Genomic DNA, 26,600 nt, shown 5'->3' with positions numbered 1-26,600 from the left:
ATACAGGCCTGAATTTTGTTGCAGGTTAACCGCCCTTAACTAATCACAAACACCTATATTTGCATTGGTTTGAATGTCCGTGATATTTTAGAGCAGTATAAGGCTGACGAACGGGTGAAGCAATTGGCTACAGCGCTAAATGCTTCAAAAAACCCAAGGGTACAGCTGCGTGGTTTGGTTGGATCGAGTGATGCGACCGTGGCGGTAGCTTTGTATTTTTTGCAGCACAAGCCCATGGTGTTTGTACTGCCCGACCGCGAGGAAGCCGGCTTTTTCCAGGCCGACCTGGAAAGCCTGACCGGCAAAGAAGTGCTGCTTTTCCCTTCATCATACCGTAAACCATTTGAATTTACCCAGCCCGATAGCAGCAACGTTTTAGCCCGTGCCGAAGTGCTGAATGAGCTTACACACACCACCGATTTCGGCCAGCTGATAGTTACTTACCCCGAGGCACTAGCCGAAAAGGTGATCGACCGGGCATCACTGGAAAAGAATACGCTGGAAATTGCCGTTAACAGCAAACTCAGTATCGATTTTATTAACGAGTTCCTGGTTGAATATGATTTCGACCGGGTTGATTTTGTGTACGAACCAGGCCAGTTTTCGGTACGCGGCGGTATTGTAGATATTTTCTCCTTTTCGCACGACCTGCCTTACCGGGTAGAATTCTTTGGCGATCTGATAGAATCCATCCGTACTTTCGAGATTGAAAGCCAGCTATCTGTTGAACAGGTAAAAAGCATTACCATTGTACCCAACGTACAATCCAAATTCCTGACGGAGCATAATATTTCCCTGCTGGAATTTATCGACCCCGCGACCAGCATCTGGATAAAAGATGTGCAGTTCACCTTTGATATTATTAAAGATGGGTTTAAAAAAGCGACCAATTTATGGAAAGCGCTATCTGCAGATGAAAAACAGCAGAACCCGGATTGGATCGACCCCAAGTTTAACTTTACCGATGACAAGCTGATTGCCGATCAACTGCACGATTTTGCTATTACCGAATTTGGTAAGCAATTTTTTTATACCGCTAATCAAACCGTTAGTTTCGACATCCGTCCGCAGCCGTCTTTTAATAAAGATTTTACACTGCTGATCCATAATTTTAAGAATAACGAAGCCGAGGGCATCACTAATTTTATTCTTACCGATTCAGCACGCCAGGTAGAGCGGCTTTACGCGATATTGGATGACCTGGATAAATCGGTAAAGTTTACCCCGCTTAGTATTTCCATCCGCGAAGGCTTTGTTGACCGCGAGCAGAAAATAGCCTGCTACACCGACCACCAGATATTTGACCGTTATTATAAGTACAAGTTGAAGAAAGGGTATCAGCGTTCGCAAGCCATTACCTTAAAAGAACTGCGCGACCTGAAGCCTGGCGATTATGTGACGCACATTGACCATGGTATTGGCAAATACGCCGGCCTGGAAAAGGTTGAGGTAAGCGGCAAAATGCAGGAGATGATCCGTTTGGTTTATGCCGATAACGACTTGCTGTATGTGAACATCAATTCGTTGAACCGTATTTCCAAGTATAGTGGCAAAGAGGGCACAGTGCCTAAAATGAACAAACTGGGTACCGATACCTGGGAAAGGCTGAAGAAAACCACAAAAAAAAAAGTTAAAGACATTGCCCGCGACCTGATCAAGCTTTATGCTGTGCGTAAGGCCCAAAGCGGTAATGCTTTCTCGCCCGATAGTTACCTGCAAACCGAACTGGAAGCATCGTTTATTTACGAAGATACCCCCGACCAGGAAAAGGCTACAGCCGATTTCAAGAAAGATATGGAATCGCCGCACCCTATGGACAGGCTAATATGCGGCGACGTAGGTTTCGGTAAAACCGAAGTAGCCATCCGCGCGGCATTTAAAGCAGTTGCCGATAGCAAACAGGTAGCCGTATTGGTGCCTACTACCATTTTGGCAGCCCAACACCACAAGACCTTTACTGACAGGCTAAAAGGCTTTCCGGCTAATATTGATTATGTAAACCGGTTTAAAACCAGCAAGCAGATAAAAGAAACGCTTGAAAAGTTGAAGGAGGGAAAGGTTGATATCATCATTGGCACACATCGTTTGGTGAGCAAGGATGTGAGGTTTAAGGACCTGGGCCTGATGATCATCGACGAGGAGCAAAAATTTGGGGTGTCTACCAAAGAGAAGCTAAAACAAATGCGTGCTAATGTGGATACGCTGACGCTGACGGCTACGCCAATCCCGCGTACACTGCACTTCTCGTTAATGGGTGCACGCGATCTTTCTATCATATCAACTCCGCCACCAAATCGCCAGCCGGTAGTTACCGAGTTGCATGTATTTAATGATAAACTGATAAAAGAAGCCATTGAATACGAGCTTGACCGCCAGGGACAGGTGTTTTTTATTCACAACCGCGTGGCCGATCTGCCGCAACTGGGCGGGATGATCCATAAACTGGTACCTAAGGCACGTATTGGTATCGCCCATGGGCAACTGGAGGGTGACGCGCTGGAAGATGTAATGCTGAAGTTTGTGAACCATGAATATGATATACTGGTGGCGACTACCATTATTGAAGCCGGCCTGGATATCCCTAACGCCAATACCATTATTATCAATTACGCCCATATGTTTGGCTTGAGCGACCTGCACCAGATGCGCGGTCGTGTGGGGCGAAGCAATAAAAAGGCTTTTTGTTATTTGTTAAGTCCACCGTTATCAACCTTGACGTCAGAAGCCCGCAAACGATTGAGCGCCATTGAGGAATTTAGCGATTTGGGCAGCGGCTTTAACGTAGCCATGCGCGATTTGGATATCCGTGGCAGCGGTAACTTGCTGGGAGCAGAACAAAGCGGGTTTATTGCCGAGATCGGTTTTGAAATGTACCATAAGATACTGGATGAAGCCATACAGGAACTGAAAGACGATGAGTTTAAAGGCGTATTCCCGGATGATAAACCTCGACCATATGTAACCTTTACGCAGATAGATACCGACCTGGAGATTCTTATCCCTGATGAGTATGTAACCAATATAGGCGAACGTTATAACCTGTACACCGAATTATCCAAACTTGAAAACGAAGCCGAGTTGCGGGCTTTCGAACAGCAATTAGTAGATCGATTTGGCCCGATCCCACCCCAGGTAAACGATTTGCTGAACACCATGCGCCTGCAATGGCTGGGCAAAATAATTGGCTTCGAGAAGATCTCGCTGAAAAAGAATGTGCTGCGCGGCTATTTTATAGCCAATCAGCAATCGCCGTACTTTGAGACGAACGCCTTCCAAAATGTGCTTACATTTTTGCAATATAATCACCGTCGCGCAAACCTGAAAGAGATCAAAAACAGCCTGCGGTTAAGTATCGAAAATGTGCCTGGTATTAATGAAGCCGTTTCTTTATTAGAAGAAGTAGCGGGAACTGTCGATATACAATAACTCAGCTCTTAAAACCCTGTCGTAGTTTTAGTCAAACTTCTGTTTAACTGTGTTATCTGACATAACCAGCTTTATTTGTGATGGATCGGTCACAATAATTTCGGGTTTGTTTTTGTATTCAATGATCTTTCCGGTAACTGTAACGTCCTTGCCTTTATAATCAACTTCGGGGTTGCCTTTAAATTTTGCTTTATCGGCACCGGGTATCATTAAGGTAAGTAATTGATTGGGGTTATAACCGCCGATATCCAACAAGGTCATTTTGTTGTTCTCAAAGTATTTACCGCTAAAAACTTTGTCGGTTATGGTAACGGTTTCACCAATATGTTTGGCTGCGTCTTTAGCCGGGATAACGGTTTGTGCCGATACCTTGCCGGCCATTACCGTAAAAAATGCCAGTATAATGATATTTTTCATATGGTGAAGATAAGAATTACTTATAAGAGATACATCATGGGAATTAGGGCCAATAAATATATTAAACCTGCATCGGGACACCTGGGTAACTGCTCACACAGCCGCAAAAGCATGCAGGTATTTATCAATATACTCCTGTTTACTTTTGCTTTTATACTGCATTATAAAGCGCGGATGCTCCAGCGCTATGATCTCGCCAAAAAACTGGAACTGTTCATTCAGCTTGTTTAAAAACTTTTGGTTTTGCCCGGTACCAAAACAAAAACAGATATCCGTAGCTACGCCTAAGGCAATTTGCGCTTTAATATTATTTATAATGTCGTCCCTTACTGCGGCAATTAATTGCGGGCTATCGTAATAATTATAGTTAACCTCTTTCCCTTTGTTATCCATCTTCACAAAACCCAGCGGAAATGCCGAGTTGAAATAAAACTTGCTGTAAAACCGCTCAGGGCCGCCGTAAGCCTTTATCATTTCATAAATGAATACCGACGACGGCTCGTGCGTTTCCGGCCCGTTATAAGCAATATGGCATTCACTTTTCAAGCGTTTCGGGTCGGTAAACGGGATACCGGTTAAGCCGCCGCCAAACCTGCCGGGATTTATGCCGATAACCAAATGGCGCTGATTATTATCATCGTAATATTTTTTATAAAACTGGCTGGCTATTTCCCTAACCGATTCGTGAACAAACGGATTCATAATAGCAATCCCATCCGGCAGTTTATTATCAAAGTGCAGGTTATTATTGAAGTTGATCACTCTATCGGCAAACGTCATAGTGTAGGTTAATGTAAGAACAAAAGTAACGTATAAAACAAAAAAGCGCCCTGCTTTAGGGCGCTTTAATATCTTTCGGTCTTCCAGACTATAACTTAATCTCTTCCTCTTTTGCGTTAAAGAAATGGAACTCGGTAATCTGATAGGCCGGGTTCGATTTAACTTTTATCCACTGGTTGTATTTAAAGTACCATTTCATCTGGCGTGTTACCAGGCCCTTTTTAATGTAAGCTTCAATATACGGATGAACGCAAAGTGTAATACTTTTTTCATTCTGTTCAACCAGTATATAGTTAAAATTATTCTCAATATCGTCCAGCAACAATATGGTAGGGCGGATGGTGCCGGTACCATTACAGGTAGGGCAAACCTCGCTGGTTACAATATTCATTTCAGGGCGTACACGCTGGCGGGTAATTTGCACCAGGCCAAATTTGCTTGGCGGCAAAATTGTATGCTTAGCGCGATCGTGCGACATCTCCGACTTCAGATAGTCGAACAGGTCCTTACGGTTATTCGGCTTATGCATATCAATAAAGTCGATCACCACAATGCCGCCCATATCACGCAAACGCAACTGGCGGGCAATTTCCTTCGCAGCCTCTTTATTTACCTGGAAAGCATTTTCTTCCTGGTTCTCTTTGTTAGCTGTGCGGTTACCGCTGTTTACGTCAATAACGTGCAGGGCTTCCGTGTGTTCAATCACCAAATAAGCACCACCGGCCAGGTTCACCGTTTTACCAAACGCACCTTTTATCTGCTTTTCAATACCGTAATGCTCAAAAATGGGGTCCTTGTGCTTATGTAGGCGTACAATGTTCTCCATCTCGGGCGATATATCATGCACGTACGATTTGATCTCTTCGTAAATAGAGGTCTCATTTACGTAAATATGCTGAAAATCGGGGTTTAACAGATCGCGCAGCAGGGTACTGGTGCGGTCAATTTCGCCCAATACTTTTTTGCCGGGATCGGTAGCGGGTAAGCGGGTAATAAACGTTTCCCACTTAGATACCAGGTCAAGCAAATCCTTCTGCATTTCTTCAACACCCTTACCTTCAGATACCGTACGGATGATAACACCAAAATGCTTTGGCTTAATGCTTTCTATGATCTTGCGCAGACGGTTACGTTCGGTATTGCTTTTTATCTTTTTCGATATAGATATCGCTTCAGAAAAAGGCACCAGCACCACATAGCGGCCGGCTATAGATATGTCCGAACTTAATCGCGGCCCCTTGGTAGAGATAGGCTCTTTAGCTATTTGTACAGGAATTAACTGGCCTTTAGTTAATACCTCGGATATCTTACCCGATTTATTAATGTCGGCATCCATTTTAAAATTATCCAATAGCTTAGACTGGTACCCGCCGCTTTTAACCTGTTTGGTTAATTTAAGCAAGCTTTGTACCTGTGGCCCAAGGTCAAGATAATGCAAAAAGGCGTCCTTCTCGTATCCTACATCAACAAAAGCGGCATTTAACCCTGGCATAATCTTTTTGATACGGCCAAGGTAAAGGTCACCAACAGTATAATTATTGCTGATATGCTCTTTGTGTAGTTCTACAAGTTGTTTATCCTGTAATAAGGCAATAGTAGCCCCGTTGGGGGTCGAATCGATAATTAATTCTTTTATCAACTGCTACTCCATTTCTTAAACCAGGCGAAATGCCCGGTTATTGCTGAAGGTAAACAATAAAATAACAAACCCGTTAAAAGCAGGTAAAATAAGCTATTTTTCAATAGCTTATTTTTTCTTATGCCTGTTTTTTCTCAAACGTTTTTTACGTTTGTGCGTGGCCATTTTATGTCTTTTACGTTTTTTACCGCTTGGCATAGTTGTAATTTTTTAATGTGTTAATTAATTTTTTAATTCTTTTATAAAATCATCAATGCGCTTCCCAAAAGTCGGGTCGGGCATTAGTTCTTTACATTTTTGATAAGCATCAATTGCTTGTTGCTTTTGGCCCAGCTGCTTATAGCTTTCGGCCAGGTAAAAATAAGGTTCAACCTCGGGCTTTTGAGCTATCAGTGTTTTAAACCTTACTACCGCCTTTTCATACTGGCCCGATTTCATCGAGAACATCCCTAAATTAAGGTTTGCGCTCCGGTTATTCGGGTCTTTAGCAACCACCTCCAGCAACAAGCTAATCCCTTGCATGGGCGATGGTGCGCCGCCATTTACATAAGCTACGCCTAAGCCGGCTTTTGCATCCAGGTTATCGGGCTGCAATTTGTTAGCGTTCTGTAAAGCCTCCACCGCGTTCATCACAAACGCCGATTGAAGGCTCGAATCCTGACTTAGCCTGTACGCATCATTAAAGCGTGTACCGGCGTTTAGCCAATCGTTAAAATCATGCTGTTTGCGGGCAAGTTCAAGGTAGTAAAAGGCAGCAGGCGCGGGTTGGTTTACATCATCCCATTGTTTGGCCAGTTGCCTTTGCAGTTCTTCCTTTTGCTTTTCGCCTGCAGCTTGTTTTAATTGCGATTCCAGGTCGGTTATTTTTGCCGATAAATTGGCCCCGATAGCGGTTTTGGCTGTTGCCGAAACCATATCTGCACTAATATTTGCAGCCGGCGCCGGTTTTGAACCAGCTACCATGCCGTTATTAGCGTGGCCTTCTTTAGGTTTAATTAAACCTTTTACCGGCAATGAGTACAAATAGCCCACTATAACAAGTACTGCTACAATGATGGCTATTTGTTTTCCTTTCATGCCCCTTTAAATTATTTAGCTGATTTTGCTTTGTTACCTGTCCTTACTTTTTCAACAAAAGTTTTGGCTGGTTTAAAACTTGGCACAAAGTGCTCGGGGATGATGATGGCAGTATTCTTTGAAATATTACGCGCTGTTTTTTTAGCACGTTTTTTCACTACAAAACTTCCGAAACCTCTAACATAAACGTTTTCGCCGCCTACCATAGATGTTTTAACCACCTTGAAGAACGCCTCAACAGTTTCCTGAACGTCTACTTTCTCAATACCTGTCTTAGATGAGATCTCAGCTATAATTTCTGCCTTAGTCATATCTGATTTTCTTTTTATTTATTATGTAAATACTTAACTGTTTTGGGGTTGCAAAAGTATTGCTTTATTCGGAAAGATTGAAATAAAAGATGATTTTTTTCCACATCGCCCATAAATCGTTACAAATGACCTATGCTTATTGCTTATTTTTGTTCCTTATGGACTTCCCTAACGAGCTATTGCATTGGTATCACCAAAACAAACGCGACCTGCCATGGCGGCATACAAATGATGCCTATGTGATATGGCTTTCGGAAATTATTTTGCAGCAAACACGTGTAGAACAGGGGCTTCCTTATTTTAACCGTTTCCTGGAAAAGTATCCTACTGTAAGTGATTTTGCCGCCGCTACCGAGGATGAGGTGCTAAACCTATGGCAAGGATTGGGCTATTATTCGCGTGGCCGCAATATGTTAATAACCGCAAGGCTGGTACAGGAACAATATGGGGGTGTTTTTCCATCATCGTGGGAACAGCTGATAAAACTAAAGGGTATTGGCGAATATACGGCTGCCGCTATCGCATCGTTTGCGGGTAACGAACCGCGTGCCGTGGTTGATGGAAATGTGTACCGTGTACTGGCCCGGTATTTTGGCATTGACGAGCCTATAAATAGTACGCAGGGCGCAAAAACCTTCCGCAAGCTGGCAAATGAATTGCTTAACCGCAATGAGCCCGCACTGCATAACCAAGCCATGATGGAGTTTGGCGCGCTGCTTTGCAAACCCAAAAACCCGGCGTGCGGTATTTGTCCGGTTAGGGAAGGCTGCTATGCTTTTAAGCATAATGCTATTACTACACTTCCTGTAAAACTTAATAAACTTAAAATTCGTAAAAGGTTTTTTAACTATCTATTAATAAAAGATGGCGACCTTATTTTAATGCATAAACGAGGAGCAGGGGATATTTGGACCAATATGTACCAGTTACCGTTAATTGAAACAGCCGAGCTAATGGAGCCGCACCATGTGCTTGATTTACCTGCAGCAAAGTCTTTTTTATCTGAAAACACCAGTGTAAAAGCTATATCGGCAGTGCATAAACACGTGCTTACCCATCAGCATTTATACGTTAGGTTTATAGAATTGGATGGTTTTAAGAACAAGCCGACAGGGGACTTTTTTTTCATAGAAGTAAAAAAAATAAAAAATTTAGCGCTCCCTCAAATCATTTTTATATTTTTAACTAAATTTTTAAATTAAAAACTAATTTCCCGTTTTAAACTATGTCTGGAATTAATAAAGTTATCCTTGTAGGGCACTTGGGTAAAGATCCTGAAATTCGTCATTTAGAAGGAGGAGTAGCGGTAGCAAGCTTTCCGCTGGCTACTTCCGAAACTTTTAACAAAGATGGCAGGAAAGTTGAGCAAACCGAATGGCACAACATTGTAATGTGGCGGGGGTTAGCCGATGTAGCTGCTAAGTTTCTGCAAAAGGGAAAATTGGTTTACATAGAAGGCAAAATCCGCACACGATCGTTTGAAGACAAAGAGGGCGTTAAAAAGTACACCACAGAAATAGTAGCCGAAAACTTTACCATGCTGGGAAGGAAAAGTGATTTTGATGATAATAACCAACGTACATCCGTAAAATCTGAAGGCGTAACCGATTTTGGCGCGGCCAATGACGATTTGCCATTTTAGCCAAAAGGGCCTTTTAAAACACGAAAACGCCCGGTGCAATGCACCGGGCGTTTTTTGTATATATTATTGTCATTGCGAGACTACCTTCCTCCGGGCGGGCAATGTTCCTTTAAATACTGGGTATATAGCGTGCGCAGGTGTAAACTTGTACCCGGCCCTTCAAATATGCCATGCGTACGGTTGGGGTACGACATCAGCTGGAACTGCTTGTTATACTTAACCAATTCATTGATCAGCATTTCAGCGTTTTTATAGTGTACATTGTCATCACCTGTACCATGGATATACAGCAAATTACCACGCAGGTTTTTGGCATAGGTAACCGGTGACCCTTTAATAAACGGCTCGCGCCCGGCAGCATCTGTCGGCACGCCCATATAACGCTCCTGGTAAATATTATCGTACGATAATTGCCAACCTACGGCAGCTACTGCTATCCCTGTTTTGTATATCTCAGGATATTGGAACATCAGGTTAAGAGTGGATGAACCACCGCCGCTCCAGCCCCAAACGGCCACACGACTTGAATCCACAAACGGCCATTTTAAAATTTCCTTAGCAGCCATTGCCTGATCGCGGATATTAATTAAGCCGATATTTTTGTAGATAGATTTGCGCCATTCGCGGCCTTTGGGTACAGGTGCGCCACGGTTATCCAGCGACATGTAGATATAACCATCATTGGCCATGCTACCCACATACTCGCCGTTACGGCCAACACCATACCTGTCTGGCGCTGTTTGCGAAGCCGGTTCACCATACACAAAAAACACAACCGGGTATTTCTTATTCGGATCAAAATTGGTTGGTTTAACCATCCAGCCGTCCATTTCAATGCCATCCACTGTTTTTACCTTAAAAAACTCGGGGCCTTTTGCTTTATCAGCCGGGTTAACTGAAATTACAGTACCGCTTAAATGTTTATGATCGGGCAAGCTTACCGTTTCGCTTGCCGGTAGGGTATAGCTGTTAGAGAAATTATGCGAAGCTATTTTGCCATTCGGCGATATTTCATAGCTGTGTGTGCCGGGCTCATCCATTGGGCTAACGCGTGTAGCCTTGCCGCCGGTAATTTTAACACTATATAGGTATTTCTGCGTAGCATTATCCGGAGATGCCGTGAAGTAGATCACCCCGTCGGCCTCATCAACCTGGTCAATGCTTATTACGTCGTAATCACCTTTAGTAATTAATTCCTGCTTACCATCGCGGTCGACAGTGTAAATATGGTTCCAGCCGTCTTTTTCGCTTAGCCAAACAAACTTTTTGCCTTTATCCAGCCATGTCCAGCCTTCGGCATCGCGCACATCAACCCAGGCTTTATCTTTTTCGGTATAGATAACATGCGCGGTGGCATTTGAAATATTAGCGATAAAGATCCGGCTCTCATTTTGCGGACGGTTCAATTGTAATAAAATCAACTCGTTACCATTGCCAGCCCATTCCATACGCGGGATATAGTGCTGTATCGGATCGCCCGGAACATTCATCCATTTAGTTTTTGCGGTAGCCACATCAACTACGCCAATTTTGCACGAACTTGGGTTTTCCCCGGCAACTGGGTATTCCACCGGAACAGTAAATGAATAGGTAGAATCGGTAGTATTCAGCATCAGATAGTTGCGTATCTTGCTGGCATCTATTTGCCAATAGGCAATGTTACGCCCATCCGGCGACCAGCGGAAACCGTCGCGGCAATCAAATTCCTCTTCGTAGGCCCAGTCGAAAGTGCCATTTATAAGCTTTTTTGTTCCGTCTTTAGTAAGCGGTTTTATAATACCGGTGGCCAGGTCCTCCATATAAATATTGTGTTCGCTCACATACGCCACTTTGCTGCCATCGGGCGAGAATTTGGCAAACATCAATGATGATTCGGGTTTACCTTTACCCAGTTTTTTTAAGGTCTTCTTTTGCAGGTCGTACACCCAGTAATCGCCGCGGGTATCGTAGCGCCATACGCGTTTGGTATTAGTGTTTAACAATACTTTGTTACCGTCATCCGAAAATGAAAACCGGCGTGGAGATAGGGCTGTTTCACCTTTAGGGGTTAACATAGCCGCCGTTACGATGGTAGTACTTTTTGAGGCATCGCGAATGTCCAGCTCAACAATATTGCCGCCTTGCAGCCGATAGTACTGATAGCCATCTTTTGCCCATTGGGTGCCGCCGCGCTGTGCCATTGTTACCTGACACATAAGCAATAAACAACCCATTAATAAAATTGTCCCGGTGTAGTGAAATTTTTTATGCATTCTTTTTAATTTTTTGTGATTTTTAATGATTATAGTTAAAACTTTAACGGTATAATGCATTATTAAAATTTGACGTTAAATTAATACTTTCTTCAGCATAAATTAGGGGTACGGTCATGAAAAAAATATTCTTCTTTTGCATTGGTTTTATATTGTTAACCGGCATGGCCAAAGCCCAGGCCGACAGAAATAATTTCCTACGGGACAGCCTGGATGTTTACATGAACCGCGCACTAACCAATTGGCGCATACCAGGCGCGGCGGTGTGCGTGGTGAAAGACGGCAAAGTAGTGGTGATGAAAACCTATGGCGTGAAAGAGCTGGGTCTTACCAACAAGGTTGACGAGAACACGCTGTTTATGATAGGCAGCAATACCAAGGCCTTCACCGCTACCGCTTTGGCCATGCTGCAGGATAAAAAACTGCTATCGCTGGATGATAAAGTAACCAAATACATTCCCGAGTTTAAACTGGATAACAAAGCCGCAGGCGAACAAGCTATTATCCGCGACCTGTTATGCCATCGCCTGGGGTTCCAAACCTTCCAGGGCGATTTCACTTTTTATAATACCAATCTGTCCCGCAGGGAAGTGATAGAAAAAATGGGGCATGTGAAAGCGGTTTATCCTTTCCGAACCAAATGGGGGTATACAAATTCGGCATTTTTAACTGCCGGCGAGATCATCCCGAAGGTGACCGGCAAATCGTGGGAGGCTTACCTGAAAGATAATATTTTTGCCCCATTGGGCATGACCAATACCTTAGCGCTTACTGCCCAAATGCCCCAGTCGTTAAATCGTACTGCCGCGCACACGCTGGTTGATGGCCGCCTGATGGCCATACCTTATTGCCAGATTGACGCGCTGGCCCCGGCAGGCGCCATATGCTCATCTATTAACGATATGAGCAAGTGGGTAATGGCCCTGCTGGATAACGGTAAAGTAGGCAGCCGACAAGTGATACCCGCGGCGGCTATTGCCGCCACCCACGAGCCCCAGGACGTGGTAAAAAGCATCCGCCATTTAAACGGGGAAACCAATTATGAACTGTATGGCATGGGCTGGTTTTTGCAGGATTACGCAGGCCATCGCCTGGTGATGCATGATGGCGGGGTAAATGGTTATGTATCGTCGGTAACATTGGTGCCACAGGACCGTTTAGGCATTATCATCCTTACCAATACCGACCAGAATAGCCTTTACGAAGCCTTGCGCTGGGAAATTATGGATGCTTACTTTAAACTGCCTTACCGTAACTACAGTGAAGCCTATTTGAATTTTTTCAAAACGAACCAGGCTAATGATCAGTTAATTGATAAAAAACTACGCGACTCGGTAGCCCTGCATTTACCCAGTGCTTTACCTTTAACCGCGTACACGGGCAAATATTTTAATGATCTGTACGGCAACATGACCGTTAGCATTGGCGGCGAGCTTGATCAGTTGCAGCTACGTTTTGAGCATCACCCCAAAATGTTTGCTACCGCGCAGCCTTTAGGCGGCAACCGTTTTTACGTGGTATTTTCGGACCCGGAATTTGGCAAGGCTGTATTCCCGTTCACGTTCTCGGGCGGTAAGCTAAGTGGCGTACGGGTTAAGGTAGCCGATTTTATTGAACAAACACCCTACGATTTTAAGAAAGTGCAATAATGATCTTTTTGTCATTGCCACGCTCGCTGCAATGACAAATTGATTATGTTATTTCGAACTCAATATATACAGCGGCGCCGCATCTTCCGATAATTGTTGTTTATTATAGGCCACTGTAATTTTATAAAAGCCCGATTTATCTACTTTTCTTAAAGCTTTTACCGATATCTGCCTGGCCTGCTGACCTTGTTTTTTATAAATGATGCGGTAATTTTTATCATCGCGGTTAGCTAAGGCATTAACCAGCGAGTCGACGGTGTGCTTGTCATCGTAAATTAAGGTGCGCTTGCTATCAAAGCTTAAATCGCTGCCGTTAAGTACATAGGTTACTGTGTCGCCGGGAAAATCTCTGTTAGCCCCGGTACGCAGCGTGTTTTTAGACTGGCCGGTGTTCTGTTGAGCGGTATTTTGTTGATTAGTGCCCTGCTGGTTGTTATTTTGGTTGTTGTTTTGCTGAGTGGTTGTCTGCTGGGCGTAAGCGTTGGCACTAAACAGGCCTGCGCAAACAAGGGTTATTATTGCAGCCCTTATGGCTTGTGTTTTTGATGTTTTCATAACGGTTATAATAGTTCACACTTTATAACCAATAAACGCGCTTTCTGTTCGTATAAAAACAACCGTATGCTGCGGTAAGCATTACTCCGTCGCAACGGCTGGTAATAATGATAAAAACAAAAAGCCACTCAATGAGTGGCTTTTTGTTATGGTAGTAAATTTATTTAAATGGCGGTTTCACCACTTTGGCTTTAATTTTATTATCGCGGATAAGGATAAATATTTCCGATCCTTCCTTAGCAAATTCATTTTTTACATAACCCATGCCAATGGCTTTTTGCAACGATGGCGATTGCGTACCCGAGGTTACCCGGCCAATGTTATTCCCATCGGCGTCAACTATCTGGTAATCATGTCGTGGTATCCCACGGTCTATCATTTCAAAACCTATCAGCTTTTGTTTTACGCCTTCGTTTTTTTGCTGTTGCAAGGCAGCACTGTTCACAAAATCCTTACTGAATTTGGTTACCCATCCCAGGCCGGCTTCTAATGGCGATGTATTATCATCAATATCGTTGCCGTATAAACAAAAGCCCATTTCCAAACGCAGGGTGTCGCGCGCGCCCAAACCAATTGGCTTAATACCAAAGGCTTCGCCAGCCTTAAAAACGGCATCCCATAATTGCTGCGCATGTTCGTTTTCTACATATAACTCAAAGCCGCCCGCGCCGGTATAACCGGTTGCAGAGATCAGTACGTTATCAATGCCCGCAAATTTGCCCTTTTTAAAGGTGTAGTACTCCATCGATCCAAGATCGGTATCGGTCAGGCTTTGAAGCGCCTCGGCTGCTTTAGGGCCCTGTACAGCCAGTAACGAAGTGCGGTTGGATATATCTTTCATATCTACACCAAAAGTGTTATGCTGACTTATCCAGTTCCAGTCCTTTTCAATGTTCGACGCGTTGACTACCAGCATATAGGTTTTATCATCTATGCGATAAACCAGCAGGTCATCAACAATGCCACCGGTGTTATTTGGCAGGCACGCGTATTGTACCTTGCCATCGTACAGTTTCGATGCATCGTTACTGCTAACTTTTTGGATCAGGTCTAAGGCTTTATCACCCTTCAGGATAAACTCGCCCATATGACTTACGTCAAACACGCCAACGGCTTTGCGTACGGTTTCGTGCTCGGCGTTGATGCCGTTATATTGCACAGGCATATTGTAACCAGCAAAAGGCACCATTTTAGCGCCCAGTTTAATGTGTGTATCGGTTAATGCGGTATTCTTCATAAAATTTATTGGTGCGCAAAAATAGGGAAATAAACGCAGATTATTTACCCAGTACCTTATGGTAAAATTTAACCAGGTTAACGCTAATGGCATGTATATCGTGCTGGTTCTCAATCATGCGGCGGGCATTAAGGCCAACGTTTTGGCAAAACTCCTCATCGGCAATACAGCGTTTAATGGCATTAAAAAATTCGGTACGGGTATCGGCAATCAGGATGTTCACGCCATTGGTGTATTGTATCCCTTCGGCACCAAGACTGGTAGAGATAATACATTTTTGCATAGCCATCCCCTCTACAATTTTCACCCGCATCCCCCCGCCTGAAAGCAGCGGGACGATCATAATGGACTTGCTGTTCACAAACTCCAGCGCATCGTCAACCTCTCCCTGGATATATATTTTGCCCATTATTTCGTACTCATCAAACTGTTCGGGAATATCGTTACCGGCTACATAAAACTTAACCCTCAGGTCGCCCTCTACTAAATCGTTATGAAAGTTTTCTAAAAACCATTCAATCCCCTCCCGGTTAGGCATCCAATTTAACGACCCTAAAAAGAACAGGCTCGGGTACTCGGTTTTTTCGGGCTCGGGCTGGTACCGTTGCATATCTATCCCAACCGGTATCACATCAATGTTCACTTTTGCGCCATAGCCTTCCATGGTTATTTTATCCTGCTGGGTAAATACGGCAATGGCATCAAAACTGTTTAAGTGCTGTAGTTCATATTTCTTTATACGCCGGGCTACCATTTTCAGGAACCAGCGTTTAAACGGATCGTTTTTTTGTATAGCCAGGCGTTCCCAAACCTGGTGTTCTATATTATGGGCGCGATAAACCAATTTGGCTTTAGAGTTTTTGCGGACCCCTTCAAGGTAAGGTGCAACAAATAACCCCTCAAATTGGATAATATCATAAGCGGTATTCCTCACTTCGCCTATCAGCAGGCGTTCGAAAGCGGGATCATAATATTTATCGATATTAGCAGAATGCTGACTGAACAGGTTGATGAACGCATCCAGCATGGAGATGCTGGTATCAATAGGGTACGACCGGTAGTTGATCCGTTCCAGCAACTCGTCGGTTTCCATCACTTTACCATTTTGCTTCTTATCGTTCAGTGAAACCAATGATACATTGTGCCCCTGGTTAACCAGGCCCCTGATGGTGTTGCCAACCACAATGGGGTAGCCGCCGTTTTGGGGGAATGGTATACGGTGCGTCAGTATCAATATCTTCACAAAGGGCTTGTTTGCTGGTTTGTTAACAAAAATAGCATCCTAAGCCCGGCAAACAAACTATTTTAAAAAATACTTAACTGCGGGTCGCTTACGCGGAAGGTGCGGCGATGGTAGGGTGTATAGCCAATTTTCATCACCGTTTCGCGATGCTTAATGGTAGGGTAACCTTTATTGGTATGCCAATCGTATTCGGGGTGTTCAAGGGCAATTTGTTTCATGTAATCGTCCCGGTAAGTTTTAGCCAGGATAGATGCCGCCGCAATGCTAAAATACTTACCGTCGCCCTCAACAATACAGGCATGAGGAATGGTTTTGTATTTATTGAAACGGTTCCCGTCTATGATCAGGAACTCGGGTTTTAGGTGCAGCAGGTCAAGTGCCCGGTGCATAGCCAGAAATGACGCGTTAAGGATATTGATCTCGTCAATCTCAAAATTATCAACCGATGCTACCGCATAGGCAATGGCTGTTTGCTCTATTTCGGTACGTAGCTGATACCGGTCGGCTTCGTTCAGCTGCTTTGAGTCATTCAGCAAATAATGGTCAAAATCGTGCGCCAGGATAACCGCAGCAGCAAATACCGGCCCGGCCAAACAGCCACGCCCAGCTTCATCGCAACCGGCTTCAAGAAGATCGTACTGGTACCTGGCTAATAACATCGCTACAAAATTACACTATAACGTAATGTTAGCAAGAATAATATTTGCACACTGTTTGTTAATAACCCCAATCTGTAGGTTAGGCAGATCAGAAATTAAATCATGAAATCAATCTGCTATGATAAGGGGGTCTACATGAATAGGAAGGCTGAAAATGTCTCTAAAATATCCTCAACGTCAGCAAAGTAATATCATCAATTGGCTTGCCTTTTACAACCAGGTTCAGGTGGTCCATCAGCATTTGGTTAAACCTGTCGGGCGAGTGTTCGCCGTTATTGATCACAAATTTCACCAGTTGCTCCTCGTTCCATTGTTTACCCTGATCTACCTCATAATCCATCAGTCCATCGGTATAATTAATAATAAGCGTACCTGGTTCCACATCAATTTCGCCCTGGTTAATAAAAGGCAGCTCTTCAAAAGCGCCTATCATGGTAGTACCTAATTTTAACGCTACCGCCTCGCCCTCGGCATATAATATCGATGGGTTATGCCCGGCATTGATATAGTTCATCTTGCGGGTTTGCTGGTTGTATTTGGCCAGGAACAGGGTTATAAATTTCTCGCCCCGGGTGTTTTTAATTACAATGCTATTCAACCGCTCTATAATACTGGTCAAGTCATCTTCTACCATGGCCCAGGCACGCAAACTGGCCTGGAAGTTGGCCATCAGCAAAGCGGCCGAGATGCCCTTACCCGACACATCGGCAATACACCAGATCAGTTCGTGATCGTTTATACGGATAAAGTCGAAGTAATCGCCGCCTATATTTTGATGGGGCAGGTATTTGGCGCCTATTTCCACCGCCGAATCGCGGTGTAACCTCACGGGGATCAGCATATTCTGCACTTCCGACGCCAACTCCATTTCGCGCTGAAAACGTTCGGTCTCTAACCGCTGGCGGAACAGCTTTTTGTTTTGCAACGCCACAATAATGGCATTAACCAGCGTTTGGATAAAGGCCAGGTCGTTATCCACCATTTCGGCGCTTGAGTTGAAATCGCCTATAAGTGTATATGCCAGGGGCTTGTTTTTATCGTAAAAAGGGATAAAGTAGCTATAGCCTTTCAGCAGGCCGGGCTCGTTCCCATTAAGTTTGGTAGGCAGACGAATTTTTTTTAGACCGGAGCAGGCTTTTAACAATACCGGCAATGTTTCAAACTGACCGCCGTATTTTGATATGCAAATAAAGCTTTTATCTTTCTCTATCATCAACCTGAACTTGCCCACGTTCAGGTGCGTTTGCAAAATAGCCTCCATCATTTGGATGAGGACAGGCGTAGACGAATTTTTGTTAATAGCCCGGGTAATTTCAAGTAATGAGTTTAACTCTGACTGCCGTTTAAGCAGCAGGCGTATCAACTCGTCTTCACCCTGATCTTGTTTAGTGTAATGCATTAGGCAGCCTTTGAAGCTGACACTAAAATAGAAATTAATTTTTTATAATCGGGTACTCTGCGATTTTATATCAAAAGCATCGCGCAAGCCAACAGTCACCAGGTTAAAAGCATACACCATCAGCATAATAGCCAGGCCGGGAGCCAGTGCTAAATAGGCCAGGTCCATAATAATGTAGCCGTAATGTTCGCGTATCATGCCGCCCCAGGTGGGCATAGGCGGCTGCGCCCCAAACCCAAGAAAACTCAGGCCTGCTTCCAACAAAATAGCCGAAGCAAAGTTTGATGAGGCCAGCACCAGGATGGGCCCTGTAATATTTGGCAAAATGTGCCGGGTAATAATGCGGTAATTATTAAAGCCCATAGCGCGGGCTGCCTCAATGTATTCAACTTGCTTTAGTCCCATTACCTGTCCGCGTACCAAGCGGGCAACTTCTACCCACATGGATAAGCCTACGGCAATAAATATTTGCCAAAGGCCTTTGCCCAGCGCAAATGATAAGGCAATAACCAGTAATAATGCAGGCAGCGACCATAAAATATTCATCAGCCAGCTTAAGGCAGCGTCAACCTTGCCGCCGTAATAACCCGCCGAAGCACCTATAACTACACCGGTAATTAAACTGATAATAACTGCCATTAAACCTACCGAAAGGGAAATACGGGTACCAAGTATCAGCCTGCTAAGCAAATCGCGCCCGTAAAGGTCGGTACCCAGTATGTAGGTTTTTTTAATGATCTGGTTTTCTTTTATCTCGTCAGCAAACTTATCATACAACGCTTTACTTAAGGGTAAATGCGTTTGTTTCCCGGTATACCAATTGATGGTAACTTCATCATACTTATTATATTCGGCCTTTTTGCCGCTCACTACCTCAAAAATGTTATAGGCTTTATGTTCGGGCTTATCCTCGGCGCCAATATATTCATCTACATAAATAGAATCTTTAATAATACGCCAGGCAGTGACGGGCACATTAGTATAAAAATCGGGCTGGCCCGACCATAACTTTTGGAAAATGTTAACCGTATCTACAGCGTTGCTTTTGCGGATGCGGAGCATGGTAAAACTGCTGCCGGGCTTCTTCAGGCTTATCTGTAGTATCATGTCGTTAGCCTGCGGGGTGCCATCGGGCATAACAAGATAACCCAGTATTGCGATAACAACCGAAAGCGCAATAAATATCAAGCCGCCAACAGCAAGTTTGTTGCGTTTAAAGGCATACAGCGCACGTTGGGTTGGGGTTAGATCAGCCATTTAAAAGTTCAAAGTCTTCAGTCTGCTAATATACATTTTACCAATTTTGGAGAATAAGAAATGAAGAATTTGATTTTTTACTAACGACTTAAGACTTCCGACTTATTTATTCTTCATCTCGTCTTTTATCGCACGCAAAAACTCGTTGGCATGTTGCGAACCAATAATATAGATCAGGCCGTCACGGTCGGTTAAATGGATGGCATCACTGCCGGCGGTATAAAATCGGATGGTGCCGCTTTTGTGCAAGTTATAAACCGGGTTATTGAACAGGTAGCGGCTATAGCTGCCCTTTTCTACCTTTACAATGCTGTTCAGATCTATTTTAACCAGTTTGCTGCTCCATAAGCCATCGATCAACACGCTTTTGTTAATTACACGGATGCGGAAGTGCAGCAGGAATCCCATTAATATAGAAATAATAATAATGGCAAAGCCCACTACTGCCAGCAAGTCGCCGTTACGTTCGCGTTCGTCGGTAAAAAAGTAGGCGGCAAAGCAAAACATGGCCAGCACCAAACGGATGGTTATCGGTATCCATTCGCGGCCCAGGTATTGTTTTTCTATAAAGACCGAATTATCGTTCATGGTGTTTTATACAGTTCGAATATAGTAACTTTTTTAGTTTTACCGCTCACTTTATAACGGTCATCCAGACGGTATCCGGCAATCCAAATTACTTCATTATTGCCATTTACCAATACCGGCACCTGGTTTTTATGGTGCAAAGGTACTTTTTGATGTATAAAAAAGTCACTCAATTTTTGTTTTGACCGCATTCCAAGAGGGTAAAAATAATCGCCTCGCTGCCACGGCCTGATACTGAGCGGATACACCAGCTTAGCTGCATCTACCGAAACAGCCATTGGGTTATCTTTAACAATTAACGGGCTATCATCGTGCAGCAAAGTTAAACGGTATGGGCCGTAGTTTACCCCGGCAGTATCGTTGTTTATTTCTATAGATGATAAAATATCCCCTGCCGTACTTTTCAATATCAGCTCACCGCGATCTAACAATAACGTATATCCGGTCGTTTCAAATATTCTTCCCGCGTGTTTATCCAGCGAAGCTATTATACTATCCACGTGCTCCTGGTTAAAACCGTAAGGTTGCAGCAGGTGAAATAATAACAAGCGCTGCGGTTTCAGGTTTTTAACGGCATCAACAGACAGGTGCAGTTCTCCATCATGTTCGGTAAAACGCTGCCTTTGCCGGGATACTTCCAATTCAAGCAACGTTTCCAGTTCGCGGAAATGCTGCAGGTTGCGCTCAAATGTTTCTTCCAGCGAAGGATTAAGTTCCTTTAGCTTGGGGATAACTTCCAGTCTTATTTTGTTACGGGCATATTTTGTGGAAGCATTACTGCTATCTTCAACATACGCAATGTTATTCGCGGTTACCAGGTGTTCAATTTCTTGCCGTTGCATAAAAAGCATGGGCCTTACCAGCGCGCCGTTTTTGGGCAGTATGCCGTGCATGCCGGCAATCCCCGTCCCGCGGGTAAGGTTCAACAATATTGTTTCAATCGTATCGTTTTGGTGATGCGCTAAGGCAATGGCATCATAGTGGTTTTGTACACGTATGCTTTCAAACCAATGATAGCGCAACTGGCGTGCCGCCATTTGAATAGATATTTTATGCTGGCGGGCATAGGCTTCTGTATCAAAATTAATGGTATGAAAATTGACCTTTAAAGTATCAGCTAACCCGCGGCAAAAAGCCTGATCGGTATCGGCAGCGGCGCCCCTTAACTGGAAATTGCAATGTGCAATGCCGAAATGATAACCCGCGGCAGCCAGTAAATGGGCCATTAAAACCGAATCCGTGCCCCCGCTAACCGCCGCTAAAACCTTGCTCCCGCTGTTAAAAAGCTGGTTTTGGTCAATAAAGCGACTGAAACGATCGGCAGGGAGCATGCAGCAAAATTATTAATTTAATAAGCGCGACCAAAAAACTAATTTTGTCAACGTGAGGAAACAGCTCTTAACGTATATTATACTACTGCTTTCTGTAGCTGCCCTGGGGCAGAAAAAAATGACCATTAACCTAACCAGGTCCGACAAAACTATTGGCTCGAAGCTGAACGGTGTGGATATTTTTAGGGTATATAATGGCACTTTTGTACAGAAGTTCTCGACCCTGCGGGCAGATAGCGCCATTATTTATCCCAATACAAATACTTTCGATGCCTTTGGTCACGTAGTAATTACCCAGGGCGATACCCTGCATGTATATGCGGATAAGCTGAACTATAACGATAATACCAAAACCGCACTGTTAAACGATCATGTGAAATTGGTAGATAAAGACGCTACTTTAACTACCAATATCCTGAACTATAATACTGCTACCAAATACGGCACCTATATAGAGGGCGGTAAACTGGTAAATAAAGAGAACACCTTGGTAAGTAAAAATGGCTATTACTCGGCTATTACCCGCGATGCTTATTTTCGTTATGATGTGGTAACCACCAGTCCCGATGCGTTGATAAAAACAGATACCATGCGCTACAACTCTGGTTCGCGCATTACTTATTTTTACGGGCCTACCCATATTTATGGTAAAAAGGATAAAGACACACTTTATACCGAAAATGGCAGTTATAATACCCGGACTGAGCAGGCTTTTTTTGGCAAAAAGAACCGCTATTCGCAAGGCACAAAATCGTTAAAAGGGGATAGCTTATTTTATGATAAGCTGAAAGGTTACGGAAGGGCTATTAGACATATCACCTTTGAAGATACCGAACAAAAAACTACGATAAAGGGCAACCTGGGCGAATATTATAAAGCCGAAGACCGTGCGGTAATCACACAAAACCCATACGTTATTTTTGTGACGGAAGACAAGGATACCACCCGGAAAGATACCGTAAGCAAGATGGCACCACCGCCGCAAAAGCAGGATGGCGTAAAGGAAGCGATTAAAAGTGCTGCAACTACAACAAAAACGGCCCGACTGGATAACCCGCAGGCAAACATCCCGAAAAATATCCCGGCAGGGAAGGCAGACTCGCTGGCTAAAACCATAGCGGCCATGCCAGCTGTAAAAAACACCATGCCGGTAATTACTGATAAGCAAAAGGACAGTATAAAAAACATCGCGTTAAGCAAAACAGCCAACCTTGCCGCGCCTAAAAATACCCGGGTAGCTACAGTTCCGCAAACAACAAAGACCACTATCCCTGCTGCTAAAGATAGCCTGGCTGCCAAACCCGCCTTAGCAGTTAAAGACAGCGCCCGCCGGGTAAAGCGCGATACCATGTATATTGGCGCCGATACGCTGGAAACGCAGATTGTTACCTATAAGTTTTTGAAAAACCTGCAGGAACAGCGCCGGCTGGCTGGCATACACGACACCAGTGTTGTCCCGCGCAAACCTTTTGTGCCTTATACCAAGGCTACTATGCCCAAATTTCTTATAAAGGAAATGCCCCAACCGATATTTGATGTGCCTACGTTTAAAGACAGGCCTTTATTTAGCAAGGTTGTAACAGATAGCACAAAGCTGGCGGCGGCGGCAAGAGGTGCAAAGGATACTACGGCAAAGACAACCGTGAATGTAAAAGGGGCTAAGAATATAAAACCGGTTGATAAGGCAAGCGCTGTAACCGACAAGAATAAAAAGACGGATGCAAAAACGGGGACTAACCGCCAAATATTAGGCAAGGCCAAAATGCTGGCCGATTCGCTTAAAGCGGATTCTATAGCAAAGATTGTCAAGCCGAAATTAAGCGATACCAGCCGGATAAGAATATTAAGCGCGCACCATAATGTACGTATATTCAAATCCGACCTGCAGGGCAAATCCGATTCACTTTTCTATAGCTCGGCCGATTCTATTATCCGAAGCTTTGTGAAACCCATATATTGGACACAGGGCGCACAATTATCCGGCGATACCATCTATATGGAAATGAAAAACAAAAAGCTGGATAACATGGATGTGTTCCCCAACGCGCTAATTGTTTATATAGAAAAAAACGACTCCACCCATTTTAACCAAATGGCGGGCAAGCGCTTGCGGGCCTATTTTAAAGACAGTAAAATATCGCACGCTACGGTAAGGGGCAACGCGGAAACCGTTTATTTTAACCGGAACAAAGCAGGCAAGGTGACAGAGATGCAACGCTCGTTAAGCGGGGGAATAAACCTTAACATGAAGAACGGTGAGATGGCTAATACCGCTTTTATATTAAGTCCGGATCATAAAGTAACCCCTATAGCCAAAGTAAAGGAAGATGATAAAATACTGAAAGGCTTTATCTGGAAACCAAAGGAGCGCCCAGCTTCAAAAGAAGATGTGATTAACCCGAAAAAGCATGTGGTTGAAAAACCCGCACCTGCAGGCAAAGGCAAAGCACCGGTTAAGGGGGCATTGCAAAAATCAGCGGGGAACAAAACCGATTCGGTTAAAACTATAAAACCCCAATTAAAGGCGCTTAAAAAAGATTCGACTGTTGCTAAAGCAGATTCGGTTACGAAATTGCCAGCGGTTAAAGTAAAGCGGGATACGGTTGCGAAGAAGCCTTAATAATCGCATAACAATAAAACCGCCCCGGATTAACGGGACGGCTTACGGTTTATGTATTGGTTTAGCGTGCGTAGTTAGTTATTTAACAGGTAGATTTTAAACTCGTTAAAATCAGCTTTTAGGGCCGTTGCCTGTTTGGGTTTTGCAGACAAGTTTTTTACCTGCTCAGGTATCTCAACCGCTTTGCTAATTTGCTTCGGAAATACATCGGGGAACTTGCAAGGGTGCGCGGTAGAGAGGAATACGCCAGTGGCGCCATTGTCCTGTTTTTCCATATAGTCAGTAAGCGCCAGCCAGGCAATAGCGGTATGCGGACAGGCCACATATTTATACGCGCCAAATATTTTTACAATGGCTTTCACGGTATCCTCGTCGTTAAAACTATAGCCGGTGATGAGTTTTTTTAATGCCTCGGTATCATTTTTAAACAGGTCGGCAATGCGCACCCAGTTGCTGGGGCTGCTTACATCCATGGCGTTGCTTAAGGTAGCTACGGTTGGTTTGGGCTGATATACCCCTGTCTTTAAAAATTCGGGCACGGTATCGTTTGCGTTTGTGGCCGCAATAAACTGTTGTACAGGCAAGCCCATTTTCCAGGCCAGTAAACCTGCCCCAATATTACCAAAGTTGCCACTTGGCACAGCAAATACCACTTTGTTTTTACCCTGGCGCAATAGCTGCGCATAAGCGTTAAAATAATAAAAGGTCTGCGGGATAAGCCGTGCTATATTGATAGAGTTGGCAGATGTTAACCTGAATTTCTCATTCAGCTCCGTATCTGTAAATGCCTGTTTCACCAGGGCCTGGCAATCATCAAAAGTGCCGTCAACTTCCAGTGCACGGATATTTTGTCCGTTAGTGGTCAATTGCTGTTCCTGCATACCGCTTACTTTGCCTTTGGGGTACAGGATAGTAACCCGGGTATTGGGCACCCCTAAAAACCCTAAGGCTACCGCACCGCCCGTATCGCCTGATGTGGCAACCAAAACGTCCAGCTGCTTTTCACCGGCTTCTAAAAAATATGCCATCACCCGACTCATAAACCGCGCGCCAAAATCTTTAAAAGCTAGTGAAGGTCCATGGAATAACTCCAGCACATATACATCTTCTTCCAGTTCAACTACCGGTGCGTCAAAGTTTATCGCATCGTTTATCAGCGCTTGCAAGTCACCGTCAGGAATAGCACCCTGTAGCATATGTTTAGCCACCGTGTAAGCAATCTCGGGTAAAGTGTATTTATCCAGGTGATCGATAAAGTCCTGTGGTAGCGGCGATATTTCTACCGGCATGTAAAGCCCTTTATCCTGGGGCATGCTGTTAAAAACAGCTTCTTTGAAGTTTACTCTTGATGATAGATCGTTAGTGCTGTATAGTTTCATTTTTTTATTGTGATTTCACCGATGTTGCTTCGATTTCACCGATTTACTTTTTATTATTTGTCATTGCGAGCGTAGCGTACCAATCGCACACCCTCAAAGCGATTTGCATAGTTCGCGATTGCTTCGTTCCTCGCAATGACAGTTGGGGTAGGGATTACAAAACCCTTGGCCCTTTATCATTTATGGTTGATACGTAGCTGTTGGAATTGATCTTTATTCCGGTTAAAAATGCCTGCAGTTTTTTGGTAATATTATGTGCTGTTTGCTCATCGCGGGTAAAGGCAAATACCGATGGGCCCGAGCCTGAGATACCAAAACTTACCGCGCCCAGTTCCATCGCCATATCGCGCATCTGGTAAAAGCCGGGGATCAGCATGCTACGCACAGGTTCAACAAGTACGTCTTTCATACTGCGACCGATCAGGTCTATATCATTCATAAACAAACCGCTTACCAGTCCGGCTACATTGCCCCATTGGGTTACGGCATCCTTCATGTTTATTTTGTTGCGGATGATCTGCCTTGCTTCGCGGGTTGGTACATCCACATCGGGGAATACAATAGCACAATACAGTCCGGCGGGATGTGGTAAACGCACAACATCCAACGGCTCGTAACTGCGGATAAGCACAAAGCCGCCCATCAGCGCCGGGGCTACGTTATCTGCATGGCCGTGCCCGCAGGCCATTTCCTCGCCTTTCATGGCAAAGGGTAATAGTTTAGCTACGTCGTTATCATCACCCAGCAGGGTTTTTATGGCAAACAACCCCGCCACCGTGCTGGCCGAGCTTGAACCCAGGCCACTGCCTATCGGCATTTTTTTATGCAATTCAATATCCAACCCCAAATGCGGCTGACCGACGCTTTCCAAATAATGCCTTACACTTACGCTCACGGTATTCTTAGCCGGATCAAGTGGCAGGCGGCCGTTATCGCCGGTAATTTTGCTGATGGTAATGCCGGGTTTATCGGTAACACGCATCACTACTTCATCGCCCGGCTCGTTCACGGCAAAGCCCAGTACGTCAAAACCGCATACTACGTTGGCGACAGTAGCTGGCGCGAAGACCTGTATTGTTTTGCTGTCTTTCGCTTGGCTAACTTTTTTATCAGGCAGAATTAGATCTTCCATTTCCTTT

At 44.3% G+C, this 26,600-nt stretch carries 21 protein-coding genes; 5 read left to right on the top strand and 16 right to left on the bottom strand.

Annotated elements, in window-relative coordinates; all coding sequences use genetic code 11:
* The first annotated feature begins 69 nt into the window (after positions 1-69).
* A complete protein-coding gene (gene mfd / locus IRJ18_RS20125; protein WP_194108076.1) occupies positions 70-3,426 on the top strand; it encodes a transcription-repair coupling factor in 3,357 nt (1,118 codons plus the stop codon).
* Positions 3,427-3,453: 27 nt separating this feature from the next.
* On the opposite strand, the gene IRJ18_RS20120 is transcribed toward mfd, so the two are convergent.
* The 5 genes from IRJ18_RS20120 to IRJ18_RS20100 all read right to left on the bottom strand — a co-directional run bounded on the left by IRJ18_RS20120 (position 3,454) and on the right by IRJ18_RS20100 (position 7,650).
* Entirely contained in the window at positions 3,454-3,843 is a 390-nt protein-coding gene (locus tag IRJ18_RS20120; RefSeq protein WP_194108075.1) for a hypothetical protein, read from the bottom strand.
* 93 nt (positions 3,844-3,936) lie between these two features.
* A complete protein-coding gene (locus IRJ18_RS20115; protein WP_194108074.1) occupies positions 3,937-4,623 on the bottom strand; it encodes a uracil-DNA glycosylase family protein in 687 nt (228 codons plus the stop codon).
* An 88-nt stretch (positions 4,624-4,711) separates the two neighbouring features.
* A complete protein-coding gene (locus IRJ18_RS20110; RefSeq protein WP_194108073.1) occupies positions 4,712-6,262 on the bottom strand; it encodes an Rne/Rng family ribonuclease in 1,551 nt (516 codons plus the stop codon).
* 222 nt (positions 6,263-6,484) lie between these two features.
* Positions 6,485-7,339 carry a tetratricopeptide repeat protein gene (locus IRJ18_RS20105; protein WP_194108072.1) on the bottom strand — a complete coding sequence of 285 codons (855 nt, stop codon included), beginning with the start codon at positions 7,337-7,339 and terminating at the stop codon, positions 6,485-6,487.
* 11 nt (positions 7,340-7,350) lie between these two features.
* Complete coding sequence (locus IRJ18_RS20100; RefSeq protein ID WP_194108071.1) at positions 7,351-7,650, bottom strand: HU family DNA-binding protein; 300 nt, start codon at positions 7,648-7,650, stop codon at positions 7,351-7,353.
* An 89-nt stretch (positions 7,651-7,739) separates the two neighbouring features.
* On the opposite strand from IRJ18_RS20100, the gene mutY reads away from it, so the two are divergent.
* Together mutY and IRJ18_RS20090 are read left to right on the top strand one after the other, a co-directional pair.
* A complete protein-coding gene (mutY, locus tag IRJ18_RS20095; protein ID WP_317174113.1) occupies positions 7,740-8,852 on the top strand; it encodes an A/G-specific adenine glycosylase in 1,113 nt (370 codons plus the stop codon).
* A gap of 23 nt (positions 8,853-8,875) precedes the next feature.
* Positions 8,876-9,292 (top strand): single-stranded DNA-binding protein, encoded by a 417-nt coding sequence (locus tag IRJ18_RS20090; RefSeq protein WP_194108070.1) that lies wholly within the window; start codon positions 8,876-8,878, stop codon positions 9,290-9,292.
* 80 nt (positions 9,293-9,372) lie between these two features.
* Here the strand turns inward: IRJ18_RS20090 and IRJ18_RS20085 are convergent, their stop codons facing one another.
* Positions 9,373-11,487, bottom strand: a complete 2,115-nt coding sequence (locus tag IRJ18_RS20085) for a S9 family peptidase (RefSeq protein WP_228072965.1) — start codon at positions 11,485-11,487, stop codon at positions 9,373-9,375.
* 173 nt (positions 11,488-11,660) lie between these two features.
* Between IRJ18_RS20085 and IRJ18_RS20080 the strand changes: the two genes are divergently transcribed.
* Positions 11,661-13,193, top strand: a complete 1,533-nt coding sequence (locus IRJ18_RS20080) for a serine hydrolase (RefSeq protein WP_194108069.1) — start codon at positions 11,661-11,663, stop codon at positions 13,191-13,193.
* Between the two features lie 48 nt (positions 13,194-13,241).
* Here IRJ18_RS20080 and IRJ18_RS20075 read toward each other — a convergent pair whose 3' ends face one another.
* The 8 genes from IRJ18_RS20075 to tilS form a co-directional block, all read right to left on the bottom strand.
* Entirely contained in the window at positions 13,242-13,748 is a 507-nt protein-coding gene (locus tag IRJ18_RS20075; protein ID WP_194108068.1) for a hypothetical protein, read from the bottom strand.
* A 160-nt stretch (positions 13,749-13,908) separates the two neighbouring features.
* Positions 13,909-14,985, bottom strand: a complete 1,077-nt coding sequence (gcvT, locus tag IRJ18_RS20070) for a glycine cleavage system aminomethyltransferase GcvT (RefSeq protein ID WP_194108067.1) — start codon at positions 14,983-14,985, stop codon at positions 13,909-13,911.
* A gap of 40 nt (positions 14,986-15,025) precedes the next feature.
* Positions 15,026-16,228: a glycosyltransferase family 4 protein gene (locus tag IRJ18_RS20065; protein ID WP_194108066.1), complete on the bottom strand. Its 1,203-nt coding sequence runs from the start codon at positions 16,226-16,228 to the stop codon at positions 15,026-15,028.
* A gap of 62 nt (positions 16,229-16,290) precedes the next feature.
* Positions 16,291-16,887 carry a ribonuclease HII gene (locus IRJ18_RS20060; RefSeq protein WP_194108065.1) on the bottom strand — a complete coding sequence of 199 codons (597 nt, stop codon included), beginning with the start codon at positions 16,885-16,887 and terminating at the stop codon, positions 16,291-16,293.
* A 160-nt stretch (positions 16,888-17,047) separates the two neighbouring features.
* Complete coding sequence (locus IRJ18_RS20055) at positions 17,048-18,286, bottom strand: PP2C family protein-serine/threonine phosphatase (RefSeq protein WP_194108064.1); 1,239 nt, start codon at positions 18,284-18,286, stop codon at positions 17,048-17,050.
* A gap of 42 nt (positions 18,287-18,328) precedes the next feature.
* On the bottom strand, positions 18,329-19,543 hold the full coding sequence (locus IRJ18_RS20050) for an ABC transporter permease (protein ID WP_194108063.1): 1,215 nt from the start codon (positions 19,541-19,543) through the stop codon (positions 18,329-18,331).
* Positions 19,544-19,645: 102 nt separating this feature from the next.
* Positions 19,646-20,131 (bottom strand): hypothetical protein, encoded by a 486-nt coding sequence (locus IRJ18_RS20045; protein WP_194108062.1) that lies wholly within the window; start codon positions 20,129-20,131, stop codon positions 19,646-19,648.
* Positions 20,128-21,462 (bottom strand): tRNA lysidine(34) synthetase TilS, encoded by a 1,335-nt coding sequence (tilS, locus tag IRJ18_RS20040; RefSeq protein ID WP_194108061.1) that lies wholly within the window; start codon positions 21,460-21,462, stop codon positions 20,128-20,130. The genes IRJ18_RS20045 and tilS overlap by 4 nt, the downstream gene beginning before the upstream one ends.
* Before the next feature lie 52 nt (positions 21,463-21,514).
* Here tilS and IRJ18_RS20035 point away from each other — a divergent pair, with 52 nt between their 5' ends.
* Positions 21,515-24,082 (top strand): OstA-like protein, encoded by a 2,568-nt coding sequence (locus tag IRJ18_RS20035; protein ID WP_194108060.1) that lies wholly within the window; start codon positions 21,515-21,517, stop codon positions 24,080-24,082.
* Between the two features lie 74 nt (positions 24,083-24,156).
* Here the strand turns inward: IRJ18_RS20035 and thrC are convergent, their stop codons facing one another.
* Positions 24,157-25,461, bottom strand: coding sequence for a threonine synthase (gene thrC / locus IRJ18_RS20030; RefSeq protein ID WP_194108059.1), 1,305 nt, complete (start codon positions 25,459-25,461; stop codon positions 24,157-24,159).
* Between the two features lie 154 nt (positions 25,462-25,615).
* The gene (locus IRJ18_RS20025; RefSeq protein WP_194108058.1) at positions 25,616-26,593 is read right to left on the bottom strand and encodes a homoserine kinase; all 978 of its coding nucleotides are present in this window, start codon (positions 26,591-26,593) and stop codon (positions 25,616-25,618) included.
* Positions 26,594-26,600: the final 7 nt, after the last annotated feature.

This window comes from Mucilaginibacter boryungensis (assembly GCF_015221995.1).
In the GTDB taxonomy this organism is placed as follows: Bacteria; Bacteroidota; Bacteroidia; order Sphingobacteriales; family Sphingobacteriaceae; genus Mucilaginibacter; species Mucilaginibacter boryungensis.
This window is presented reverse-complemented; position numbering and strand designations above follow the sequence as displayed.